This is a genomic window from Streptomyces sp. CC228A (assembly GCF_021390935.1).
Classification (GTDB): Bacteria; Actinomycetota; Actinomycetes; order Streptomycetales; family Streptomycetaceae; genus Streptomyces.
This window is the reverse complement of record NZ_JAJPUI010000003.1, coordinates 261806-281320: the sequence shown is the minus strand read 5'-3', so window position 1 is coordinate 281320 and position 19515 is coordinate 261806. Positions and strand designations below refer to the sequence as shown.

General features: G+C 73.7%; 13 protein-coding genes and 2 pseudogenes. 7 read left to right on the top strand and 8 right to left on the bottom strand.

The features are described 5' to 3' along the window. Window positions 1-8: 8 nt before the first annotated feature. From dusB to L6E17_RS11170, 3 genes are all read left to right on the top strand, one after another. Window positions 9-1154 carry a tRNA dihydrouridine synthase DusB gene (gene dusB, locus L6E17_RS11180; RefSeq protein ID WP_236240623.1) on the top strand — a complete coding sequence of 382 codons (1146 nt, stop codon included), beginning with the start codon at window positions 9-11 and terminating at the stop codon, window positions 1152-1154. A gap of 349 nt (window positions 1155-1503) precedes the next feature. Beyond that, entirely contained in the window at window positions 1504-4296 is a 2793-nt protein-coding gene (ppdK, locus tag L6E17_RS11175; protein ID WP_374109036.1) for a pyruvate, phosphate dikinase, read from the top strand. Between the two features lie 818 nt (window positions 4297-5114). Further along, window positions 5115-6152 (top strand): helix-turn-helix transcriptional regulator, encoded by a 1038-nt coding sequence (locus L6E17_RS11170; protein WP_236240621.1) that lies wholly within the window; start codon window positions 5115-5117, stop codon window positions 6150-6152. Here the strand turns inward: L6E17_RS11170 and L6E17_RS11165 are convergent. Beyond that, window positions 6122-7279 carry an alkaline phosphatase PhoX gene (locus tag L6E17_RS11165; RefSeq protein ID WP_236240620.1) on the bottom strand — a complete coding sequence of 386 codons (1158 nt, stop codon included), beginning with the start codon at window positions 7277-7279 and terminating at the stop codon, window positions 6122-6124. The two genes, L6E17_RS11170 and L6E17_RS11165, sit on opposite strands and share 31 nt — an antisense overlap. 339 nt (window positions 7280-7618) lie before the next feature. Here L6E17_RS11165 and L6E17_RS11160 point away from each other — a divergent pair, with 339 nt between their 5' ends. Beyond that, window positions 7619-8056 (top strand): VOC family protein, encoded by a 438-nt coding sequence (locus tag L6E17_RS11160; RefSeq protein ID WP_236240619.1) that lies wholly within the window; start codon window positions 7619-7621, stop codon window positions 8054-8056. An 88-nt stretch (window positions 8057-8144) separates the two neighbouring features. Here L6E17_RS11160 and nirD read toward each other — a convergent pair whose 3' ends face one another. Genes nirD through L6E17_RS11145 form a run of 3 tightly spaced genes read right to left on the bottom strand, consistent with a single transcriptional unit; the run spans window position 8145 to window position 12173 of the window. Continuing rightward, window positions 8145-8471: a nitrite reductase small subunit NirD gene (nirD, locus tag L6E17_RS11155; RefSeq protein WP_236240618.1), complete on the bottom strand. Its 327-nt coding sequence runs from the start codon at window positions 8469-8471 to the stop codon at window positions 8145-8147. Continuing rightward, complete coding sequence (gene nirB / locus L6E17_RS11150) at window positions 8468-10990, bottom strand: nitrite reductase large subunit NirB (RefSeq protein WP_236240617.1); 2523 nt, start codon at window positions 10988-10990, stop codon at window positions 8468-8470. The genes nirD and nirB overlap by 4 nt, the downstream gene beginning before the upstream one ends. A gap of 1 nt (window position 10991) precedes the next feature. Further along, window positions 10992-12173: an NAD(P)/FAD-dependent oxidoreductase gene (locus L6E17_RS11145; RefSeq protein ID WP_236240616.1), complete on the bottom strand. Its 1182-nt coding sequence runs from the start codon at window positions 12171-12173 to the stop codon at window positions 10992-10994. A 210-nt stretch (window positions 12174-12383) separates the two neighbouring features. Here L6E17_RS11145 and L6E17_RS11140 point away from each other — a divergent pair, with 210 nt between their 5' ends. Continuing rightward, entirely contained in the window at window positions 12384-13163 is a 780-nt protein-coding gene (locus tag L6E17_RS11140; protein WP_236240615.1) for a TSUP family transporter, read from the top strand. Between the two features lie 127 nt (window positions 13164-13290). Here L6E17_RS11140 and L6E17_RS11135 read toward each other — a convergent pair whose 3' ends face one another. Both L6E17_RS11135 and L6E17_RS11130 read right to left on the bottom strand, forming a co-directional pair. After that, a complete protein-coding gene (locus L6E17_RS11135) occupies window positions 13291-13932 on the bottom strand; it encodes a class F sortase (protein WP_236240614.1) in 642 nt (213 codons plus the stop codon). Between the two features lie 252 nt (window positions 13933-14184). Beyond that, the gene (locus L6E17_RS11130) at window positions 14185-14727 is read right to left on the bottom strand and encodes a hypothetical protein (protein WP_236240613.1); all 543 of its coding nucleotides are present in this window, start codon (window positions 14725-14727) and stop codon (window positions 14185-14187) included. Window positions 14728-15394: 667 nt separating this feature from the next. On the opposite strand from L6E17_RS11130, the gene L6E17_RS11125 reads away from it, so the two are divergent. Further along, window positions 15395-16078: an ElyC/SanA/YdcF family protein gene (locus L6E17_RS11125; RefSeq protein WP_236240612.1), complete on the top strand. Its 684-nt coding sequence runs from the start codon at window positions 15395-15397 to the stop codon at window positions 16076-16078. Window positions 16079-16124: 46 nt separating this feature from the next. Continuing rightward, window positions 16125-18218: pseudogene (locus L6E17_RS11120) on the top strand (molybdopterin oxidoreductase family protein); the annotation flags it as partial. 90 nt (window positions 18219-18308) lie between these two features. Here the strand turns inward: L6E17_RS11120 and L6E17_RS31425 are convergent. After that, window positions 18309-18524: pseudogene (locus L6E17_RS31425) on the bottom strand (gamma-glutamylcyclotransferase); the annotation flags it as partial. Between the two features lie 504 nt (window positions 18525-19028). Continuing rightward, complete coding sequence (cutA, locus tag L6E17_RS11110) at window positions 19029-19346, bottom strand: divalent-cation tolerance protein CutA (protein WP_236240611.1); 318 nt, start codon at window positions 19344-19346, stop codon at window positions 19029-19031. Between the last annotated feature and the right edge of the window lie 169 nt (window positions 19347-19515).

Genomic DNA, 19515 nt, shown 5'->3' with positions numbered 1-19515 from the left:
ATGGGGCAATGACCGCGTTCAGCCCCTTCGCTCCCTTGTCGATCGGTCCGCACACCGTGCAGCCGCCGGTGGTGCTCGCCCCCATGGCCGGCATCACGAACGCCCCGTTCCGCACGCTCTGCCGCGAGTTCAGCGGCGGCAAGGGGCTGTTCGTGAGCGAGATGATCACGACCCGGGCGCTGGTCGAGCGCAACGAGAAGACCATGCAGCTCATCCACTTCGACGCGAGTGAGACGCCGCGCTCGATCCAGCTCTACGGGGTGGATCCGGTCACCGTCGGCAAGGCGGTGCGCATGATCGTCGATGAGGACCTCGCGGACCACATCGACCTGAACTTCGGCTGCCCGGTCCCGAAGGTGACCCGCAAGGGCGGCGGGTCCGCCCTCCCGTACAAGCGGCCGCTGCTGCGGGCGATCCTGCACGAGGCCGTCTCCAACGCCGGGGACCTCCCGGTCACCATGAAGATGCGCAAGGGCATCGACGACGACCACACCACGTACCTCGACGCCGGGCGGATCGCCGTCGAGGAGGGCGTGACCGCGATCGCCCTGCACGGGCGCACCGCCGCCCAGCACTACGGCGGCACGGCCGACTGGGACGCCATCGCGCGGCTCAAGGAGCACGTGCCCGAGATCCCCGTGCTCGGCAACGGCGACATCTGGTCGGCGCAGGACGCCCTGCGCATGATGCGGCAGACCGGCTGCGACGGGGTCGTCGTCGGGCGCGGCTGCCTGGGCAGGCCCTGGCTCTTCGGGGACCTCGTGGCGGCGTTCGAGGGGACCGGCGCGGCGGCCGCGCCGACGCTGCGGGAGGTCGCGGACGTCATGGTGCGCCACGCACGGCTGCTGGGGGAGTGGATCGGTGACGAGTCGCGCGGTGTCATCGACTTCCGCAAGCACGTGGCCTGGTACCTGAAGGGCTTCGCGGTCGGTTCCGAGATGCGCAAGCGGCTCGCGGTCACCTCGTCCCTGGACGAGCTGCGCGCTCAGTTGAGCGGGCTAGACCTGGACCAGCCCTGGCCGGCCGGCGCGGACGGCCCGCGGGGGCGGACCTCGGGGAACAACCGCGTCGTCCTGCCGGACGGCTGGCTGAAGGACCCGTACGACTGCGCGGCCGTGGGTTCCGACGCGGAACTGGACACCTCGGGCGGCTGACCAGGGGCGGAAGGGGCTCGCCGGGACGTTCCGGCGGGCCCCTTCCGCGCGTCCGGATCGTGGGATCCGGTGGCGGACGGCGGCGTGATTCTCGCCACCTCTGATAGGGGTTGCGCTCAGATGAGCGTGTTTAGGGCGGCTGTACTTCTCTAAGGATGGCACTGAGTGCCACCTCTTCGAGCGTTCAAGAAGTGAACGCATACGGTTCCTAGTCGCTCATGTGAGCGGGATGTTCGCTCTTCTGTGAGATCCACTCTTCAAGGGGTGAATCCTCGGGCGCTCACGGCGCAACGTCGCCGTAACTTTCAATCTGTTGGCGGACGAGTGGTTAAGGCCCCATGACGGGTAGGTGTACCTCCACAGACGCCTTCGATCTGGGTATGTTCCTCGCCGTCAGGGCAGCCACCGCGTCTCCGAGGAGTCGAGACCCGTGTCGGAAATCAAAGATCAGAAGTTCGTCTACGACTTCACCGAGGGCAACAAGGACCTCAAGGACCTTCTCGGTGGTAAAGGCGCCAACCTCGCCGAGATGACCAACCTCGGTCTCCCGGTGCCACCCGGCTTCACGATCACCACCGAGGCGTGCAAGGTCTACCTGGAGAGCGGCGCCGAGCCGCCCGCCCTGCGCGACGAGGTGAGCGCCCACCTCGCCGCCCTCGAGGAGGCGATGGGCAAGAAGCTCGGCCAGGCCGACAACCCCCTCCTCGTCTCCGTCCGCTCCGGCGCCAAGTTCTCCATGCCGGGCATGATGGACACCGTCCTCAACATCGGCCTGTCCGACGCGTCCGTGGAGGGCCTCGCCCGGCAGTCCGGCGACGAGCGGTTCGCCTGGGACTCGTACCGCCGCCTCATCCAGATGTTCGGCAAGACCGTGCTGGGCGTCGAGGGCGAACTCTTCGAGGAGGCGCTCGACGAGGCGAAGAAGGCCAAGAAGGTCACGGTCGACACCGACCTGGAGCCCGCCGACCTGAAGAAGCTCGTCCGCACGTTCAAGAAGATCGTCAAGAACGAGGCGGGCCGCGACTTCCCGCAGGACCCGCGCGAGCAGATGGACCTCGCCATCAAGGCGGTCTTCGACTCCTGGAACGGCGACCGCGCCAAGCTGTACCGCCGCCAGGAGCGCATCCCGCACGACCTCGGCACCGCCGTCAACGTGTGCACCATGGTCTTCGGCAACCTCGGACCGGACTCCGGCACCGGCGTCGCCTTCACCCGCGACCCCGCCTCCGGCCACCAGGGCGTGTACGGCGACTACCTGCAGAACGCGCAGGGCGAGGACGTCGTGGCCGGCATCCGCAACACCGTCCCGCTCGCCGAGCTGGAGTCCATCGACAAGACGTCGTACGACCGGCTCATGGCGATCATGGAGAAGCTGGAGAACCACTACAGGGACCTCTGCGACATCGAGTTCACGATCGAGCGCGGTCAGCTGTGGATGCTCCAGACCCGGGTCGGCAAGCGCACCGCCGGGGCCGCCTTCCGGATCGCCACCCAGCTCGTCGACCAGGGCCTCATCGACGAGGCCGAGGCGCTCCAGCGGGTCACGGGCGCGCAGCTCGCCCAGCTCATGTTCCCGCGCTTCGACGAGAAGGCGACCGTCGAGAAGGTCGCCCGCGGCATCGCCGCCTCCCCGGGCGCGGCCGTCGGCAAGGCCGTCTTCGACTCGTACACCGCCGTCAAGTGGTCCCGCTCCGGTGAGAAGGTCATCCTCATCCGTCGCGAGACGAACCCGGACGACCTGGACGGCATGATCGCCGCCGAGGGCATCCTCACCTCCCGCGGCGGCAAGACCTCGCACGCCGCCGTCGTCGCCCGCGGCATGGGCAAGACCTGCGTCTGCGGCGCCGAGGAGCTGGAGGTCGACACCAAGCGCCGGCGCATGACGGTGCCCGGCGGGCACGTCGTCGAGGAGGGCGACGTCATCTCCATCGACGGCTCCACCGGCAAGGTCTACCTGGGAGAGGTACCCGTCGTACCGTCGCCGGTGGTCGAGTACTTCGAGGGCCGCATGCACGCCGGCGCCGACGACGCCGACGAACTCGTCCAGTCGGTGCACCGCATGATGGCCTACGCCGACCGCCGCCGCCGACTGCGGGTGCGCGCCAACGCCGACAACGCCGAGGACGCGCTGCGCGCCCGCCGGTTCGGCGCCCAGGGCATCGGCCTGTGCCGCACCGAGCACATGTTCCTCGGCGAGCGCCGCCAGTACGTCGAGCGGCTCATCCTCGCCGACACGGACGCCGAGCGCGAGGACGCCCTGAAGGCGCTGCTGCCGCTGCAGAAGGGCGACTTCGTCGAGCTCTTCGAGGCGATGGACGGCCTGCCGGTCACCGTCCGCCTCCTGGACCCGCCGCTGCACGAGTTCCTGCCCGACATCACCGAGCTCTCGGTGCGCGTCGCCCTCGCGGAGTCCCGCAAGGAGCCGCACGAGAACGAGCTGCGCCTGCTGCAGGCCGTGCACCGGCTGCACGAGCAGAACCCGATGCTGGGCCTGCGCGGGGTCCGCCTCGGACTGGTCATCCCCGGCCTGTTCACCATGCAGGTGCGGGCCATCGCGGAGGCCGCGGCCGAGCGGATCGACGCCAAGGGCGACCCGCGCGTCGAGATCATGATCCCGCTGGTCGGCACGGTGCAGGAGCTGGAACTGGTCCGCGAGGAGGCCGAGCAGGTCATCGCGGAGGTCGCGCAGTCCAGTGGCGTCGAGCTGGACCTGGCGCTCGGCACCATGATCGAGCTGCCGCGTGCCGCCGTGACCGCCGGGCAGATCGCGGAGGCCGCCGAGTTCTTCTCGTTCGGCACGAACGACCTCACGCAGACCGTGTGGGGCTTCTCCCGGGACGACGTGGAGGCCAGCTTCTTCACCGCGTACCTGGAGAAGGGCATCTTCGGCGTCAGCCCGTTCGAGACCATCGACAAGGACGGTGTGGGCTCCCTGGTCCGCCACGCCGTGGAGGCCGGCCGGGCCACCCGCCCCGACATCAAGCTCGGCGTCTGCGGCGAGCACGGCGGCGACCCGGAGTCGGTGCACTTCTTCCACGAGGTCGGCCTCGACTACGTCTCCTGCTCGCCGTTCCGGATCCCGGTGGCGCGCCTGGAGGCGGGCCGCGCCGCGGCGCAGTCCGCCGGCAGCGACAGCCGCTGACGCGGGCCCGGCGGCCGCCCGCACCCGCGGGCGGCCGGCCGGTCCCTCCCGAACAGCCACCCCGGCCGTCCCCTACGGCCGCCATCCGGGCCGTCCCGTACGGCCACCCCCGGCCGTCCCGACAGGGCGGCCGCCACACCCGGCCGTCTCGTACGGCCCTCCCCGGCCGTCCGCTCCCGCTGGACGGCCGGCCCCCGGCTGCCGGGGCCGCCGCCTGTCTCCGACCAGTACCGATCGGCGGCGGTCCCGGCGCACCACCACGCGCCGCCCGCGTCACCGGGCGGCAACCTGCCCAGGCCGCCGGGGCCGCCGTCTGTCACCCGACCCTCACCGATCGGCGGCGGCCCCGGTACACCGAGACGGGGCGGACACCTTGTGCGGAGGTGTCCGCCCCGTACTGTTTCGTCCGGTGCGTGGAATGGAGGTTCCGGGTGAATTACGGGCGGTTGAATTCTCGCAAGTTGAAGTCCGGACTTTTTACGGGCCGGTGACTTCGCGTCAATTCTCCGCCTTGTACCCGCAAACGCAGGGCGGAGCGCGGCCACCGGATCCCCACCCGCCGACCGCGCCCCATTACCCCTGCCAGACAGGAGAGCCGCAACCTTTCAGGCCCGCCGCCGGGCGTGAGAAGCCCCCCACGGTCTTCGACACGCCACCTCGGTCCTGAAGGTTTCCTGTCCGACGGCGTACAGCTTTTCGGTTCGGGGCCACCCGTGGCCATAGGTTTCAAGTGTGGCTGAAATGCCGTGGTAACAACCTGTGATGGCATGCATACTCATCGGTGGGGGGTGATTGCGGATGCAACAGGTGGGGGTTCAGTGCTTCGTATACATTTCACCGGTGCGGATCTCGCCGGGGTCCGGATGGCCGCCCGGCCCGACGTCCTGTGGGAAACGGTTCTCAGCTTTCACCGATTGCGGGACCGCCGCGGCGCGCTGGTCTACGGGGAATGGCGGGCCCAAACCCGCACGCGGCTGAACGGCGAAACGCGGCTGCTGGGCGCGCTCGTGCCGGCCCGGGGCTATTTCCCCGACTTCCTGACGCCGCCGGAGGGCCTGCACGGACTCGACCCGGCCCTGGAGGCGCTGCGGGCGACACCGCAGGAGCGGATGGGCGCCGAGCTGGAGCTGCTGGCCGCGGAGCGCCCCGCGGCGGCCCCGCTGCCGTCCTGGACGGCGGGGCTCGGCGAGGGCCGCCCGGAGTCCTTCAGCCGCCTCCTCGGGGCCCTGCGCGGCTACCACCGGGCCGCCATCGAGCCGTACTGGACGTACATCCAGTCCCGGGTGGAGGCGGACCGCGCCGTGCGCGGCCGGGCGCTCCTCGACGGCGGCGCCGAGGAGCTGCTGGCGTCGCTGCCGCCGATGCTGCGGTGGCGGGCGCCCGTCCTGGAGGCGGACTACCCGGTCGACCGGGACCTGCACCTCGACGGGCGCGGGCTGCTGCTCCAGCCGTCGTACTTCTGCCGCGGCAGCGCCGTGACGTACCGCGACCCGGGGCTGCCGCCGGTCCTCGTCTACCCGGTGACCCACACGGACGCGCCGGCCGCGCACGCGGAACCGGACGGGTCGCTGGGCCGGCTGGTGGGCCACACCCGCTCGGCGGTCCTGAAGGCCATCGGGCACGGCGGGACGACGAGCGAGCTGGCCCGCCGGGCAGGGGTGTCCCTGGCCTCGGCGAGCCAGCACGCCGGTGTGCTGCGCGACGCCGGGCTCGTCGTCACGCTGCGCCAGGGAAGCTCCGTGCTGCACACGCTGACGCCGTTGGGCGCCGCCCTGCTGCACGGCGGCGCCCGGCCGGAGGTGCGGGAGCGGCCCCGCAGGCGGGGCTACGCCCGGAACGGCCCCGTCACCTCGTAGGTGATGCCGCCGGACGAGCTGCCGCTCGTGCCGCGCTGGCTGGAGAAGTACAGCCGCTTGCCGTCGGGCGAGAAGGCGGGCCCGCAGATCTCGGAGCTCGACTGGCCGTTGATCCGCAGGAACGGCGCCACCACGTCGTCCGGCGTGATCACGCAGATCTCCATGTTGCCGCCGTCCTCGGCGACGTACAGGTCGCCCGAGGACGCACCGGTGATGTTGTCCACACCGGTCAGCGGGGCGGTGCCGCTCACCAGCGAGTCGTCGTACGCCAGCTCGTAGGTGCCGGCGGCGACGTTCAGCTGCCAGACGCGGTTGTCGCCCTTGGTCGTGAACCAGACGGTGTCGTTGGCGTAGTGGCAGCCCTCGCCGCCGTTGAACCTCTTCGCACCCGAGACCTGCTTGCGCGTGGCGGTGGGGTAGCCGTCCGGGTCGGGCACCGTCGCCCAGGTGAAGCTGCCGGAGGTGGCCGAGCCCGCCTTGAGCACCTGGAGGGTGCCGGAGGACAGGTCGCCCCAGGTGTTCGGCACGAACCGGTAGAAGCAGCCGTCCGACATGTCCTCCGTGAGGTAGACCACCTTCCGGACCGGGTCGGCGGCGGCCGCCTCGTGGTTGAACCTGCCCATGGCGGGGCGCCGCACCGCGGCCTTCACGCCCCACGGGTCGGTCTCGTAGACGTAGCCGGTGGTGACCTCCTCGCAGGACAGCCAGGTGTTCCACGGCGTCTTGCCGCCCGCGCAGTTGCGGTTGGTGTTCGACAGGATCCGGTAGGCGCCGGTGATGTTGCCCGAGGAGTCGAACCGGACGGCGCCCGCGCCGCCCGTGCTGGAGATCTCGGAGTTGGAGACGTAGATCCAGCCGGTGCCGTCCGCGAAGCAGGCCCCGCCGTCGGGGGCGCTGTGCCAGGTGTACGAGGTGCCCGCGACCTTCTGGCCGGACCGGGCGACGACCCGGCTGGTGAAGCCGGCGGGGAGCTGGATGCCGTTGGCGTCGGCCGCGCCGAGCGGGCCGTACGGGCCGGTGCCGGGCTGGGCGGGGGCCGCGTAGGCCGCGCCCTGCATCAGGGTGTAACCGAAGGCCATGGCGGTGCCACCGGCGACCGCTCCGCGCAGGAAGCTGCGACGTTCCACGAGATCACTCCAGAGGAATCGTGACCGCCCCGTCGCTCGCTTCGGCGACGGGGTCGCGCGCTGCGGGAACTTACGAGTGCCGGATTGACGGTGCATCAACAAGCGGTGAAGCGGAAGAAGCGTGCGGCGGTCGGCTGCGCCGCGGCGGGGCGGCCGCTGCTCAGGGGGCCCGGGGGAGTGGTGGGACGACCCGTGCCGGCACTCCTCGTACGCCGCGGCGGGACCCGCCGCCCGGGGCGGCCGAAAAAAATCTGGCGGGCGCCGATGAGTTCCGGCGGGCCCGCCGGTCCACCCTTCCGTAAGCGCCACCACGGCACACCGAAGGGACCGCAACCCGCCATGACCGCACAGATGATCTTCGTGAACCTGCCGGTGAAGGACCTGGACGCCAGCAAGGCGTTCTGGACGAAGCTGGGCTACTCCTTCAACCCGGAGTTCACCGACGAGAACGCCGCCTGCCTGGTCTTCAGCGACACGATCTTCGCGATGCTGCTGACCGAGCCCTTCTACCGGTCGTTCACGGAGAAGGAGATCGCCGACGCCGCCACCACCACCGAGACCATGATCGCGCTCAGCGCGGAGAGCCGCGCGCAGGTGGACGAGCTCGTCGACACCGCCCTGGCCCACGGCGGCTCGCCGGGCAACGCCACCCAGGAGTACGGCGATTGGATGTACAGCCGCTCCTTCCAGGACCCGGACCACCACATCTGGGAGATCGCCTGGATGGACGTCGAGAAGATGCGGGCGCAGGCCGGACCGCAGGCCGCGCAGGGCTGACGGCCACCGGGCCGCCCCGGGCGGCCGACGACGACGGGGTCCGTGCCACCACGGACCCCGCGTCGACGTTCCCCCGCCCGGCGCGGACTCAGGCGGTCCGCACCGGGTAGACGGCCACCGCCACCTCGTCGTCGTCGAGGCACCGCCCCGTCTCCAGGTCGAAGCGCTGCTTCAGCAGCGGCGACGCCACGAACGTCCGCCCCGCCGCCGTGCCGATCAGCCCCCGGGCCAGCACCTGCGCGCCGGTGAACGGGTCGCGGTTGTCGATCGCGTACAGCCGCCCCGACCGGTCCCGGAACAGCGCCGCCTGGCGGCCGTCCGGCAGCAGCGCCGCCATGCCCCGGCCGGGCGTCAGCACCTCCGGGTCGCAGACCGGCAGCCACTCGCCGCCGCCGGGGGAGAGTTCCAGCTTCATCGCGCGCTGACCCCTTCCAGGGTGAGGATCGTCAGGTTCGGCTTCATCTGGTCCCGCTCCGGCACGAACTGCACCGTCGGGTCCGGGGTCTCGGGGGCGTTCACGAAGGACACGAACCGGCGCAGCCGCTCGGGGTCGTTGAGCGTCTCCGCCCACTCGTCGCGGAAGTTCGCCACGTGCCGGGCCATCAGCTCGTCCAGCTCCTCGCCGATCCCCAGCGAGTCCTCCACCACGACCTGCCGCACGTGGTCGAAGCCGATCCGCTCGATCCACGGCGCCGTGCGCTCCAGCCGCTCCGCCGTGCGGACGTAGTACATGAGGAACCGGTCGATCAGCCGGACCAGCTCGGCGTCCGACAGATCCTTCGCCAGCAGGTCCGCGTGGCGCGGGTTCGCGCCGCCGTTGCCGCCCACGTACAGGTTCCAGCCGTTGGCCGTGGCGATGATGCCGAAGTCCTTGCTCTGCGCCTCCGCGCACTCCCGCTGGCAGCCGGACACCCCCGACTTCAGCTTGTGCGGCGCCCGCAGGCCCCGGTAGCGCAGCTCCAGGTCGATCGCCATCCGCACCGAGTCCTGCACGCCGTACCGGCACCAGGTCTGGCCCACGCAGGACTTCACGGTCCGCAGCGCCTTGCCGTAGGCGTGCCCCGACTCGAAGCCCGCGTCGACCAGCCGCGCCCAGATGCCCGGGAGCTGCTCGACCCGCGCCCCGAACATGTCGATCCGCTGCGCTCCGGTGATCTTCATGTAGAGGCCGTGGTCCTTGGCGACCTCGCCGAGGACGATCAGCTTCTCCGGGGTGATCTCACCGCCGGGGATGCGCGGCACGATCGAGTACGAGCCGTTCTTCTGGATGTTGGCGAGGAAGTGGTCGTTGGTGTCCTGGAGCGCCGCCTGCTCCCCGTCCAGGATGTAGCCGTTCGACAGGGACGCCAGGATCGAGGCCACGGTGGGCTTGCAGACCTCGCAGCCCTCGCCGCCGCGGGCCTCCTCGCGGCCGTAGCGGTCGAGGAGTTCGGCGTACGAGGTGATGCGCAGCACCTGCACGATCTCGTACAGCTCCTGCCGGGTCCTGGCGAAGCAGGTGCACAGGCCGCCGTCGCCGCTCTTGGGCAGCAGCTTCTCGATGACCTTCACGCAGCTGCCGCAGCCCGTGCCCGCCTTGGTGCACTTCTTCACCTCGGGCAGCGTGGTGTGCTCGCAGATCGCGCCCTTGGTGACGTTGTGGCACGAGCAGATCACTGCCTCGTCCGGCAGCGCCTCCGGGCCCAGCGCGGCCGGGGCGCCCGCGCCCGCGGGCAGCACCAGCTGCTCGGGCGACACCGGCGGCACGGTCCCGGTCAGCGGCCGCAGCATCCCGTACTGCTCGGCGTCGCCGACCAGGACGCCGCCCAGCAGCGTGCCGTCCGCCGCGACCACCAGCTTCTTGTAGATGCCGGACCGCGAGTCGGAGTAGACCACGTCGAGGCAGCCCTCCGCGGTGCCGTGCGCGTCACCGAACGACGCCACGTCCACGCCCAGCAGCTTCAGCTTCGTCGAGGTGTCCGCCCCGGTGAACGACGCCTCCCGCTCCACGACGGTGTCGGCGGCCGCCAGCGCCATCTCGTAGCCGGGCGCCACCAGGCCGTACACCCGGCCGTCCGCCGCGAGGGCGCACTCGCCGATCGCGAACACGGCCGGATCGGACGTGCGGCACCGCTCGTCGACGACGATGCCGCCGCGCTCCCCGACCTCCAGGCCGCACTCCCGGGCCAGCTGGTCGCGGGGGCGGACGCCCGCCGAGAACACCACCAGGTCCGTGGCCAGCTCCGAGCCGTCCGACAGCTTCATGCCGGTCACGGCGCCGTCCTCGCCGGCGACGACCTCCTGGGTGCCGACGCCCGTGTGGACGGACAGGCCCATGCCCTCGATGGTGCGCAGCAGGGCGGCGCCGCCGCCCTCGTCCACCTGCACCGGCATCAGCCGGGGGGCGAACTCCACCACGTGCGTGCGCAGGCCCAGGCCCTTCAGCGCGCCCGCCGCCTCCAGGCCCAGCAGGCCGCCGCCCACCACGGCACCGGTCGCGGCGCCCTTCGCGTACTCCTCGATGGCGAGGAGGTCCTCGATGGTCCGGTAGACGAAGCAGCCCGTCGCGTCCTTGCCGGGCACCGGCGGCACGAACGGGTACGACCCGGTGGCCAGGACCAGGGTGTCGTACGGGAACACCGCGCCCGAGCGGGCGGTCACCGTGCGCGCCGCCCGGTCGATCGCCACCGCGGGGTCGCCGGTGTGCAGCTCGATGCCGTGCTCGGCCATGAACCCCTCGGGCACCATGGACAGCTCGTCGGGCGTCGTGCCGGAGAAGTACGAGGTGAGGTGGACCCGGTCGTAGGCGGGCCGCGGCTCCTCGCACAGCACGACCACCCGCGACCGCGCGGTCACCCCGCGCTCGGCGAGGGCCTCCAGGAAGCGCTGGCCGACCATGCCGTGGCCGACGAGGACGAGGGTGGGCGTGTTCGCAGCCCCGGGCGTGTGCGGCATGTCAGGAGCCTCCGTCGTGGGTGAGCAGATGCAGCAGGGGAGCGTCCGGGAGGGCTTCGTCGCCCTCCCACGCCCGGGCGAGCGTGCCGACCGCGGCGAGGTCGCCGAGCAGGACGCCGCCGACGAGACGGTCCCCGCGGACGACGACCTTCCGGTACGCCCCGCGGGTCGCGTCGGCCAGCCGCACGGTGTCGTCGCCCGGCTGCGGCACGGCCTCGCCGAACGCCGCGAGTTCCAGGGCGTCCAGGCTGAGCCGGGTCAGGGCGCGCGTGCCCCGGTAGCGGGCGGAGCCCCCGGACAGGAGGTCCGCCAGGACGTCGGCCTGCTCCAGAGCCGCACCGGCCAGCCCGTAGAGCCGCCCGTCGTGCTCGGCGCAGTCGCCGATGGCGTGGATGTACGGATCGGAGGTGCGCAGTTCGTCGTCCACGACGATGCCGCGCCGCACGTCCAGCCCCGCCTCCAGGGCGAGGCCCACGCGCGGCCGCACCCCGCAGGCCAGCACGACCAGGTCCGCGTCCAGCACGAACCCGTCGGCCAGCTCGACCGCGGTGACGGCGCCGTCCGCGGTCCTCAGGCCGCGCACCCGGCACTCGGTGTGGACCTCCACGCCGAGGTCGGCCAGGTGCGAGCGGAGCAGCCCGGACGCCTCCGCGTCGAGCTGGCGCTCCATCAGGTGCTCGCCCTGCTGGGCCAGCACCACCTCGGCGCCCCGGGCCGTCAGGGCCCTGGCCGCGGACACCCCGAGCAGCCCGCCGCCGATGACGACGGCCCGCGCGCCGCGGCGCGCCAGCGCGTCGAGCGCCAGGCAGTCGTCCAGCGTGCGGAAGGCGTACACCCCGGCGGGCAGCCTGCCGTTCCCGGCCAGTCCCCGCAGCGGGGGCAGCACCGGGTTCGAGCCGGTGGCCAGGACCAGCCGGTCGTATGCGACCCGGGTCCCGTCGCCGCAGTGCACCTCGCGGGCCTCCCGGTCGATGCCGGTGACCCGCACACCGCGGCGCACCGGCTCGCCCTGCGGTGAGGGGAGGGCGATGACCTCGGGCCCGTACCGGCCGGCCAGGACGTCCGCGAGCAGCACCCGGTTGTACGGGGCGTGCGGCTCCTCGCCGAGCAGGGTGACGGGCAGCCGCTCGGCGAGGCGTGCCCCCGCCGTGCCGCCGCCGACGACCACGATCCGTGTACTCATGTCCGGCAGCCTGCGTCGGCGGTGTTACCCGACGGGATCCCGATTGTTTCGCGGGAGGAAAGCTGACCTCAGCGGGGCCGGTCCGGGGACGTGAGGAGCCGCCGCGCGACCGCGTCCCGCTCCCGGACCGCCCGATCCGGCCGTCCGGGGACGGCGCCCGCGGCTGTAACCGATGGACGACGAGTCCGGCCCTTACATAAGATCATGGTCATGCCCGACATACCGCTGACCGTCCTCGTGCTGCTGTGCCTGGCCGCGCTCGTGGCCGGCTGGATCGACGCCGTGGTCGGCGGCGGCGGCCTGCTGCTCATCCCCGCCCTGCTGCTGGGCATGCCGCAGGCGCCCGCGGCCCAGGTGCTCGGCACCAACAAGGCCGTGGCGATCGTCGGCACGACCGGCGCGGCCGTCACCTACGTCCGGAGGGCGCCCGTGCGGGTGGGCAGGGCCCTGCAGATCGGCCTGGCGGCGCTCGCCGGTTCGATGGGCGGCGCCTTCTTCGCGGCCGGCATCAGCAGCGACGTGCTCCGCCCGGTCATCCTCGTCGTGCTGCTGGGCGTGGCCGCCTTCGTGCTGCTGCGCCCGTCCTTCGGCACCGGGCAGCCGCCCGCCGGGCCGGTCCGCCGGGCCAGGGTGGTGACCGCGATCGTCCTCGTCGGCGGCGGCATCGGCTTCTACGACGGGCTGTTCGGCCCCGGGACCGGGACGTTCCTGGTGCTGGCCCTGACCGCCGTCCTGCACCTGGACCTCGTGACGGCCTCCGCCACCGCCAAGATCGTGAACGTGTGCACCAACGCCGGCGCCCTCGCCATGTTCGCCTACCAGGGCAACGTGCTGTGGCAGCTGGCGGCCCTCATGGCGGCCTTCAACCTGGCGGGCGCCACCCTGGGCGCCAGGATGGCCCTGAGCAAGGGCGCGGAGTTCGTCCGCGGGGTCCTGCTGGTGGTGGTGCTCTCCCTCGTCGCGAAGCTGGCGTTCGACCAGTGGGCGTGAGCCGCGGCGCCAGGGGGGAGGCCGTCCCCGGGGCGGTGACGCGGCCGGCGCACCCCTCCGGCCGCCGTGGGAGCACGCCCGGCGCCGTACGGGGCCGAGGCGCGCGGACCACGCCCGCGGGCGGGCGCTAACGGGCGCCGATCAGATGGGCGTACGCCACCACGTTGCCCTGGTAGCCGGTCTCCGGGGCGTAGTCGCCCCCGCAGGTGATCACGCGCAGCTCCGCCCGGTCGGCCCGGCCGTACACCTTGGCGTCGGGGAAGGCGTCGTTGTCGTACACCTCCACCGCGTCGACGGTGAAGACGGCGGTGCGCCCGTCGACCCGCGGCACCTCGATCCGGTCGCCCTTCCGCAGGGAGCCCAGTGCGTAGAAGACGGCGGGCCCCTGGGCGTTGTCGACGTGCCCCGCCATGATCGCCGTGCCCTCGGCGCCGGGCGGGGCGCCGTCCCGGTACCAGCCCGCCACGTTGCTGTTCCCCGGCGGCGGCACCTCCAGGCTGCCGTCCGGCGCCAGACCGAGCCGGACCACGGGCGCGTCGACGCCGATCCGCGGGATCCTGATCCGGACGGGCGCCGACGGCGGGAGCGGGTCGGCTGCCGCGGTGGTGTGCCAGCCGGGGCCCGCGGCGAACGCCTCCGCGGCGGACGGCGCCGGCGGGGTCGCGTGCTCGGAGCCGCTCTGCACCAGCCACAACCCGAGGAACGCGGCGGCGGCCAGGCCCCAGCCCTTGTTGCTCCTGGCCTGGCGGTCGGCGGTGGAGCCGCTCATACGGGTGCCCTCCGGCGTCCTGCGGGGGTACGGGTACGGGCCGCGCGGTGCGGGGACGCGCACGGCGGCGGTGTGCGGTACGGGCCGGCGTACGGGGCCGCCGAACGGGGCGCGCCGTACGCGGGATCTCCCCGCCCCAGCCGCGGTCTCGGGGCCACGCGGCGGGGGCGGGGAGGTTCGGGGGACGGGGCGGGCGGCACGGACCGGCGGGCCGTCGCGCGGCGGCCGGGACCGCGTGCCCGCGCGCGCCCGTCAGCCGTCGCCGGCGGTCCGGCGGCGCAGCATCCACAGGCCGCCGCCCGCCGCCGCGGCCAGCAGGGCGGCGCCCGCCGCGATCCGCGCGGGGTCGGAGCCGACGCTGCCGCCCACGCCGGTCTTCACGTGCCCGTGCGGCATGTCGTGCTCGGGCGCACGCGTCGGCTGGTGGCCGCCGCCGTGCTTGGCCTCCACCACCAGGTCGCCGGCAGCGGTCTTGCCGTTGTCGCAGGCCACACCGATGCCGTAGGTGCCGGGCTTGGCGTGCTCGGGCACCGTGAACCGGCCCTCGGCGAGTTCCTTGTGCGCGCCGGGCCGCAGCTTGAAGTCCCCGGCGCCCAGTGACTGGGCGTCGCCGATACCGTGGCCGTCCGGCCCGCACGCCCGGGTGCTCACGGTGACCGTGGTGCCGGGGGCGGCCGTCGCCGGGTTCACCTCCAGGGCGGCGGAGTCACCGGCGTGCGCCGCCGGCGCGGCCAGGGCGCCGAGGCAGAGCACCGCGAGTGCGGTACCGGTCAGCGGGCGGGACGTGCAGCGCATGGGGGTCCTCCGGGCAGGCGCGGCGGGGCTTCGTGCCTCCGAGCAAAGACGGCCCGGCCGCCGCGCGCTCGCTGATGCGCTGTCAGGAACCATCGCGCCGGACACAACGTCCCAGCTCAGGGCAGCCAGAGGCACCCGCGGGCGCACGCTGGCGAACGGGTGACACGATCACCGCACCGAGGAGGGGACCTGATGCGCCGCACACACACGACCGTCCGACGCGCGATACGGGAAGGGGTACGGAGGGTGCTGCCCGGCCCCGCCCGGGACGTGCCCGGAGCACCGTCCGGCACCGGGACCGCGCCCCGGGGGCCGGGCACGGCGGGCCCCCGTACGCGGGCGGCGCCCCGGAAGGCCCCGGCGGACCGGAAGGCCCCGGCGGACCGGTCGGCCCCGGCACCCACAGGGACCGCGGCGGGCCGGGGCCGGAGGGTACCGGCGGGCCGGAGGGCTCCGGCGCCCGGCGAGGCCCCGTCGTAGGGGAGGGCTCCGGTGCCCCGGAACCGGAGGGCGGCTCGCCTGACAGCCCAGGCTCCCCGGGAGCCCAGGCGCCCCAGACGCCCCAGGCGGCCCAGGCGGACCGGAGGGCTCCGCGGGCGGAGCGCCCCGGCGGCTGCGGCTGCTGCCCGGCACCCGGCGGGGCCGGCGCCGGCTGGTGCAGGCCGCCATGCTGGCGGCCGTGGCGGCGCTCGCCCCCGCCACCTGGATGCACGCCGCCGCCGAACCCCGGCTGCGCACCACCGCCGACGTGCCCGCCCAGGACGTCGCCGTCGTCTTCGGCGCCGGGCTGTGGAAGGGCCGCCCGACCCCGTACCTGGCGCACCGGCTCGACACGGCCGCGGAGCTGTACCGCACCGGCAAGGTGAAGGTCGTCCTCGTCACCGGCGACAACTCGCGCGCCGAGTACGACGAGCCGGACGCGATGCGCGCGTACCTCGTCGAGCGCGGGGTGCCGGACGGGCGCATCGTCAGCGACTATGCAGGGTTCGACAGCTGGGACTCCTGCGTGCGGGCGAAGAAGATCTTCGGCGTCGACCGCGCCGTCCTCGTGACGCAGGGCTTCCACGTCCGGCGTGCGGTCACCCTCTGCCAGGCGGCGGGCGTCGAGTCGTACGGCGTCGGGGTCGCGGAACCGCACGACGCCGTCTGGTACTACGGGGGCGTCCGCGAACTCGCCGCCGCCGGGAAGGCCGCCCTCGACGTGGCCTTCCGGCCGGACCCGACGTTCCTGGGGCGCGAGGAGACCGGCGTCCAGGAGGCACTGGCCTCCGCGGGAGCACCCCGCACGGGCCCGCCCGCCGGCTCACCGGACCGGGCCCCGCGCCCGGAGCGCGACGTACCCCGTGCGTAATACGGGGTGACCGCGGCCGTAACACGCGCGTCGCACGCTCGGTGCCATGCTCGCCGCCGCCGCAACCTCCCCCTCCACCACCGCCACCCACTGCCCGTACTGCGCCCTGCAGTGCGGGATGAACCTCCGGCCCGCCCAGGACCCGCAGGGCGGAGTCGAGGTCGTGGAGCGTACGGACTTCCCCGTCAACCGGGGTGCCCTGTGCGGCAAGGGGCGCACCGCGCCCGCCGTGCTCTCCTCCCGCGTCCGGCTCACCGGGCCGCTGATCCGGAACCACGCCACAGGCGCGCTCGAACCGGCCACGTGGGAGGAGGCGCTGCGGGCCGTCGCCGACGGACTGCGGCGCACCCGGGAGACGTACGGACCCGACGGGGTCGGGGTGTTCGGCGGCGGCGGGCTCACCAACGAGAAGGCGTACAGCCTCGGCAAGTTCGCCCGCCTCGTCCTCGGCACCTCGCAGATCGACTACAACGGCCGCTTCTGCATGTCGTCGGCGGCCGCCGCGCACACCAGGGCGTTCGGCGTCGACCGGGGCCTGCCCTTCCCGCTGGAGGACGTGCCGCGCAGCGGCTGCGTCATCCTGGTCGGCTCCAACATCGCCGAGACCATGCCCCCGGCGCTGCGCTACCTCACCGAGCTGAAGGACAACGGCGGCAAGCTCGTCGTCATCGACCCGCGCCGCACCCGCACCGCCGAGCAGGCCGACCTGCACCTGGCGCCCCGGCCGGGCACCGACCTGGCCCTCGCGCTCGGACTGCTGCACCTCGTCGTCGCCGAGGGCCGGGTCGACGAGGAGTACGTGCGGGAGCGCACCTCCGGCTGGGAGGACGCCCGCGCCGCCGCCATGTCCCACTGGCCCGCGATGGTCGAGCGGCTCACCGGCGTGCCGGTGCCGCAACTGCGCGAGACGGTGCGGATGTTCTGCGACGCCGACAGCGCCATGGTGCTCACCGCCCGCGGACCCGAGCAGCAGGCCAAGGGCACCGACACCGTGGGCGCCTGGATCAACCTGTGCCTGGCCACCGGCCGGCCCGGCCGCCCGCACTCCGGATACGGCTGCCTCACCGGCCAGGGCAACGGCCAGGGCGGCCGCGAGCACGGGCAGAAAGCCGACCAGCTCCCCGGCTACCGCAAGCTCGACGACCCGGCGGCCCGCGCCCACGTCGCCGCCGTGTGGGGCGTCGACCCGGACGTCCTGCCCGGCCCCGGCCGCAGCGCCTACGAACTGCTCGACGCGCTCGGCCGGGACGTGAAGGCGCTGCTCGTCATGGGCTCCAACCCGGTCGTCTCCGCGCCGCGCGCCGGACACGTCGAGGAACGGCTGAAGTCCCTCGACTTCCTCGCCGTCGCCGACGTCGTGCTCTCCGAGACCGCCGCGCTCGCCGACGTGGTGCTGCCCGTGACGCAGTGGGCGGAGGAGACCGGCACGATGACGAACCTGGAGGGCCGCGTGCTGCTGCGCCGCCGCGCCCTCACCCCGCCCGAAGGCGTCCGCAGCGACCTGGAGGTCATGCACGAGCTCGCCGGGCGACTCGGCTGGGAGAAGGGCTTCCCCACCGACCCGGAGGAGGTGTTCGACGAACTGCGCCGCGCCTCGGCGGGCGGCCTCGCCGACTACTCCGGCATCAGCTACCGGCGCATCGCCGAGGAGGACGGCGTCTTCTGGCCCTGCCCCGACCCCGGCCACCCCGGCACCCCGCGGCTCTTCCTCGACCGGTTCGCCACCCCCGACGGCCGCGCCCGGTTCGTGCCCGTCACCCACCGGCCGGCGGGGGAGGAACCCGACGACGCCTACCCGGTCATCCTGACGACCGGCCGCGTGGTCTCCCACTACCAGTCGGGCGCCCAGACCCGGCGGGTCGCGGAGCTGAACGCCGCAGCACCCGAGCCGTTCGTCGAGCTGCACCCGCGGCTCGCCGAGCGGGTCGGCGTGGCGGACGGCGAACCCGTCGCCGTGGTGTCGCGGCGCGGCCGGGCGGTCGCCCCGGCCCGGCTGACCGCGGCGATCCGGCCCGACACGGTGTTCATGCCGTTCCACTGGTACGGCGAGGGGCGCGCCAACACGCTCACGAACCCGGCCCTCGACCCCACGTCGAAGATGCCGGAGTTCAAGGTGTGCGCGGTCCGCCTGGAACGGGTCGCGCCGCCGCCCCGGCCCCGGCGGACGGCTGAGCCAGTCGCCGCCCGCCAGCGGCGGCCCCACGGCGGTGCGGGCCGCCGCCACGTACACCCACGCCCGGACCTCCGCCCCGTCCCGCACGCGGACGGCGGCGCACACCACCCGCTCGTACAGGTTGCGCGGATCCCCCGGGCCCAGGCGGCCCTCCAGCCGGTCCAGCGCGTCGAGCAGCGCGCGGTACCCGCCGGGCGCCGACCACACGAGGTCCCCGGCCACCTCGCCCGTACCGCCGAGCCGCAGGTACGGGTAGCCGGGCCCGTCGTACAGCAGGGCGCCCGGCAGCCTGGCGGCTCCTCGGCGGACGTGCGGCCCGCCAGGAACCTGCCGTGGTTGCGCCCACCCGGCCGCAGCGTCCCGTACACGAAGAACGGCAGCTCGACGGCGGGGTCTCCCGCCGGGTGAGGCGACCCGGCCGCCACCACCGCCGTGCGGTGCGGCGGTCCGGCCCCGGGGCCATCCGCGCGGTACGGCACTCCTGCCGACGGCTCCCCTTCACGGCGCGGCGGTTCGGCCTCCGCCGTGCCCGAGCGACGCGGCGGCCCGGCCGCCTGCCTTCCTCCCGGGTACGGCGGTTCGGCCGCCGCCCCGCCCGCACGGTGCGTCGGCCCGGTCGTCGCCCGTCCTCCGCGGTACGGCACTCCTGCCGCCGGCTCCCCTTCACGGCGCGGCGGTTCGGCCGCCCGTCCGCGTCGGTGCGGCGCTTCGGCCACCGGTCCACCCCGCGGGCCGGGGCGCGGCCGCCGGGCCCGGCCGTGCGGCGCGGCCGCTCGGTCACCGGGTCTCCCGCGCGATCCACGCCAGGTAGTCCGCGCTGCCGCGCTGCACCGGCGTCGCGATGATCTCCGGTGTGTCGTACGGGTGGTGCTCCCGCAGGTACGCCTCCAGCGCGGCGTAGCGGTCGTCGGCCGTCTTGAACAGCACCTGCCACTCCCGGGCGGTCTCGACCGCGCCCTCCCACCGGTAGACGGACGTCACGGGCGCCGAGACCTGCGCGCACGCCGCGAGCCGCGCCTCCACGGCGCCGCGCGCCAACTCCTCGGCGTTCGCCGCGCTGTCGGTGGTGGTCAGGACGGTCAGGGCCGGCGTCATGTCGTCACTCTCCTCGCCTCTCCCTCCCAGCATCACATCCGCGGCCCGAGCCGGTCACGTCCGCGCTTCGAGCCGCCGGCCAGCGGAGCACGAGCCGCCTTCGAGAGCCGGGCCCCATGCTGACGTACGTCGCCGGACATCGGGCGGCGAAGACGCACTCCGAGAGGAG

Bases quoted from the DNA above. Each gene is read 5' to 3' on its own strand.
- dusB (WP_236240623.1), top strand. From the start codon at position 9: ATGACCGCGTTCAGCCCCTTCGCTCCCTTGTCGATCGGTCCGCACACC.
- L6E17_RS11160 (WP_236240619.1), top strand. From the start codon at position 7,619: ATGACCGCACAGATGATCTTCGTGAACCTGCCGGTGAAGGACCTGGAC.
- nirD (WP_236240618.1), bottom strand. From the start codon at position 8,471: ATGAAGCTGGAACTCTCCCCCGGCGGCGGCGAGTGGCTGCCGGTCTGC.
- nirB (WP_236240617.1), bottom strand. From the start codon at position 10,990: ATGCCGCACACGCCCGGGGCTGCGAACACGCCCACCCTCGTCCTCGTC.
- L6E17_RS11145 (WP_236240616.1), bottom strand. From the start codon at position 12,173: ATGAGTACACGGATCGTGGTCGTCGGCGGCGGCACGGCGGGGGCACGC.
- L6E17_RS11140 (WP_236240615.1), top strand. From the start codon at position 12,384: ATGCCCGACATACCGCTGACCGTCCTCGTGCTGCTGTGCCTGGCCGCG.
- L6E17_RS11135 (WP_236240614.1), bottom strand. From the start codon at position 13,932: ATGAGCGGCTCCACCGCCGACCGCCAGGCCAGGAGCAACAAGGGCTGG.
- L6E17_RS11130 (WP_236240613.1), bottom strand. From the start codon at position 14,727: ATGCGCTGCACGTCCCGCCCGCTGACCGGTACCGCACTCGCGGTGCTC.
- L6E17_RS11125 (WP_236240612.1), top strand. From the start codon at position 15,395: ATGCTGGCGGCCGTGGCGGCGCTCGCCCCCGCCACCTGGATGCACGCC.
- cutA (WP_236240611.1), bottom strand. From the start codon at position 19,346: ATGACGCCGGCCCTGACCGTCCTGACCACCACCGACAGCGCGGCGAAC.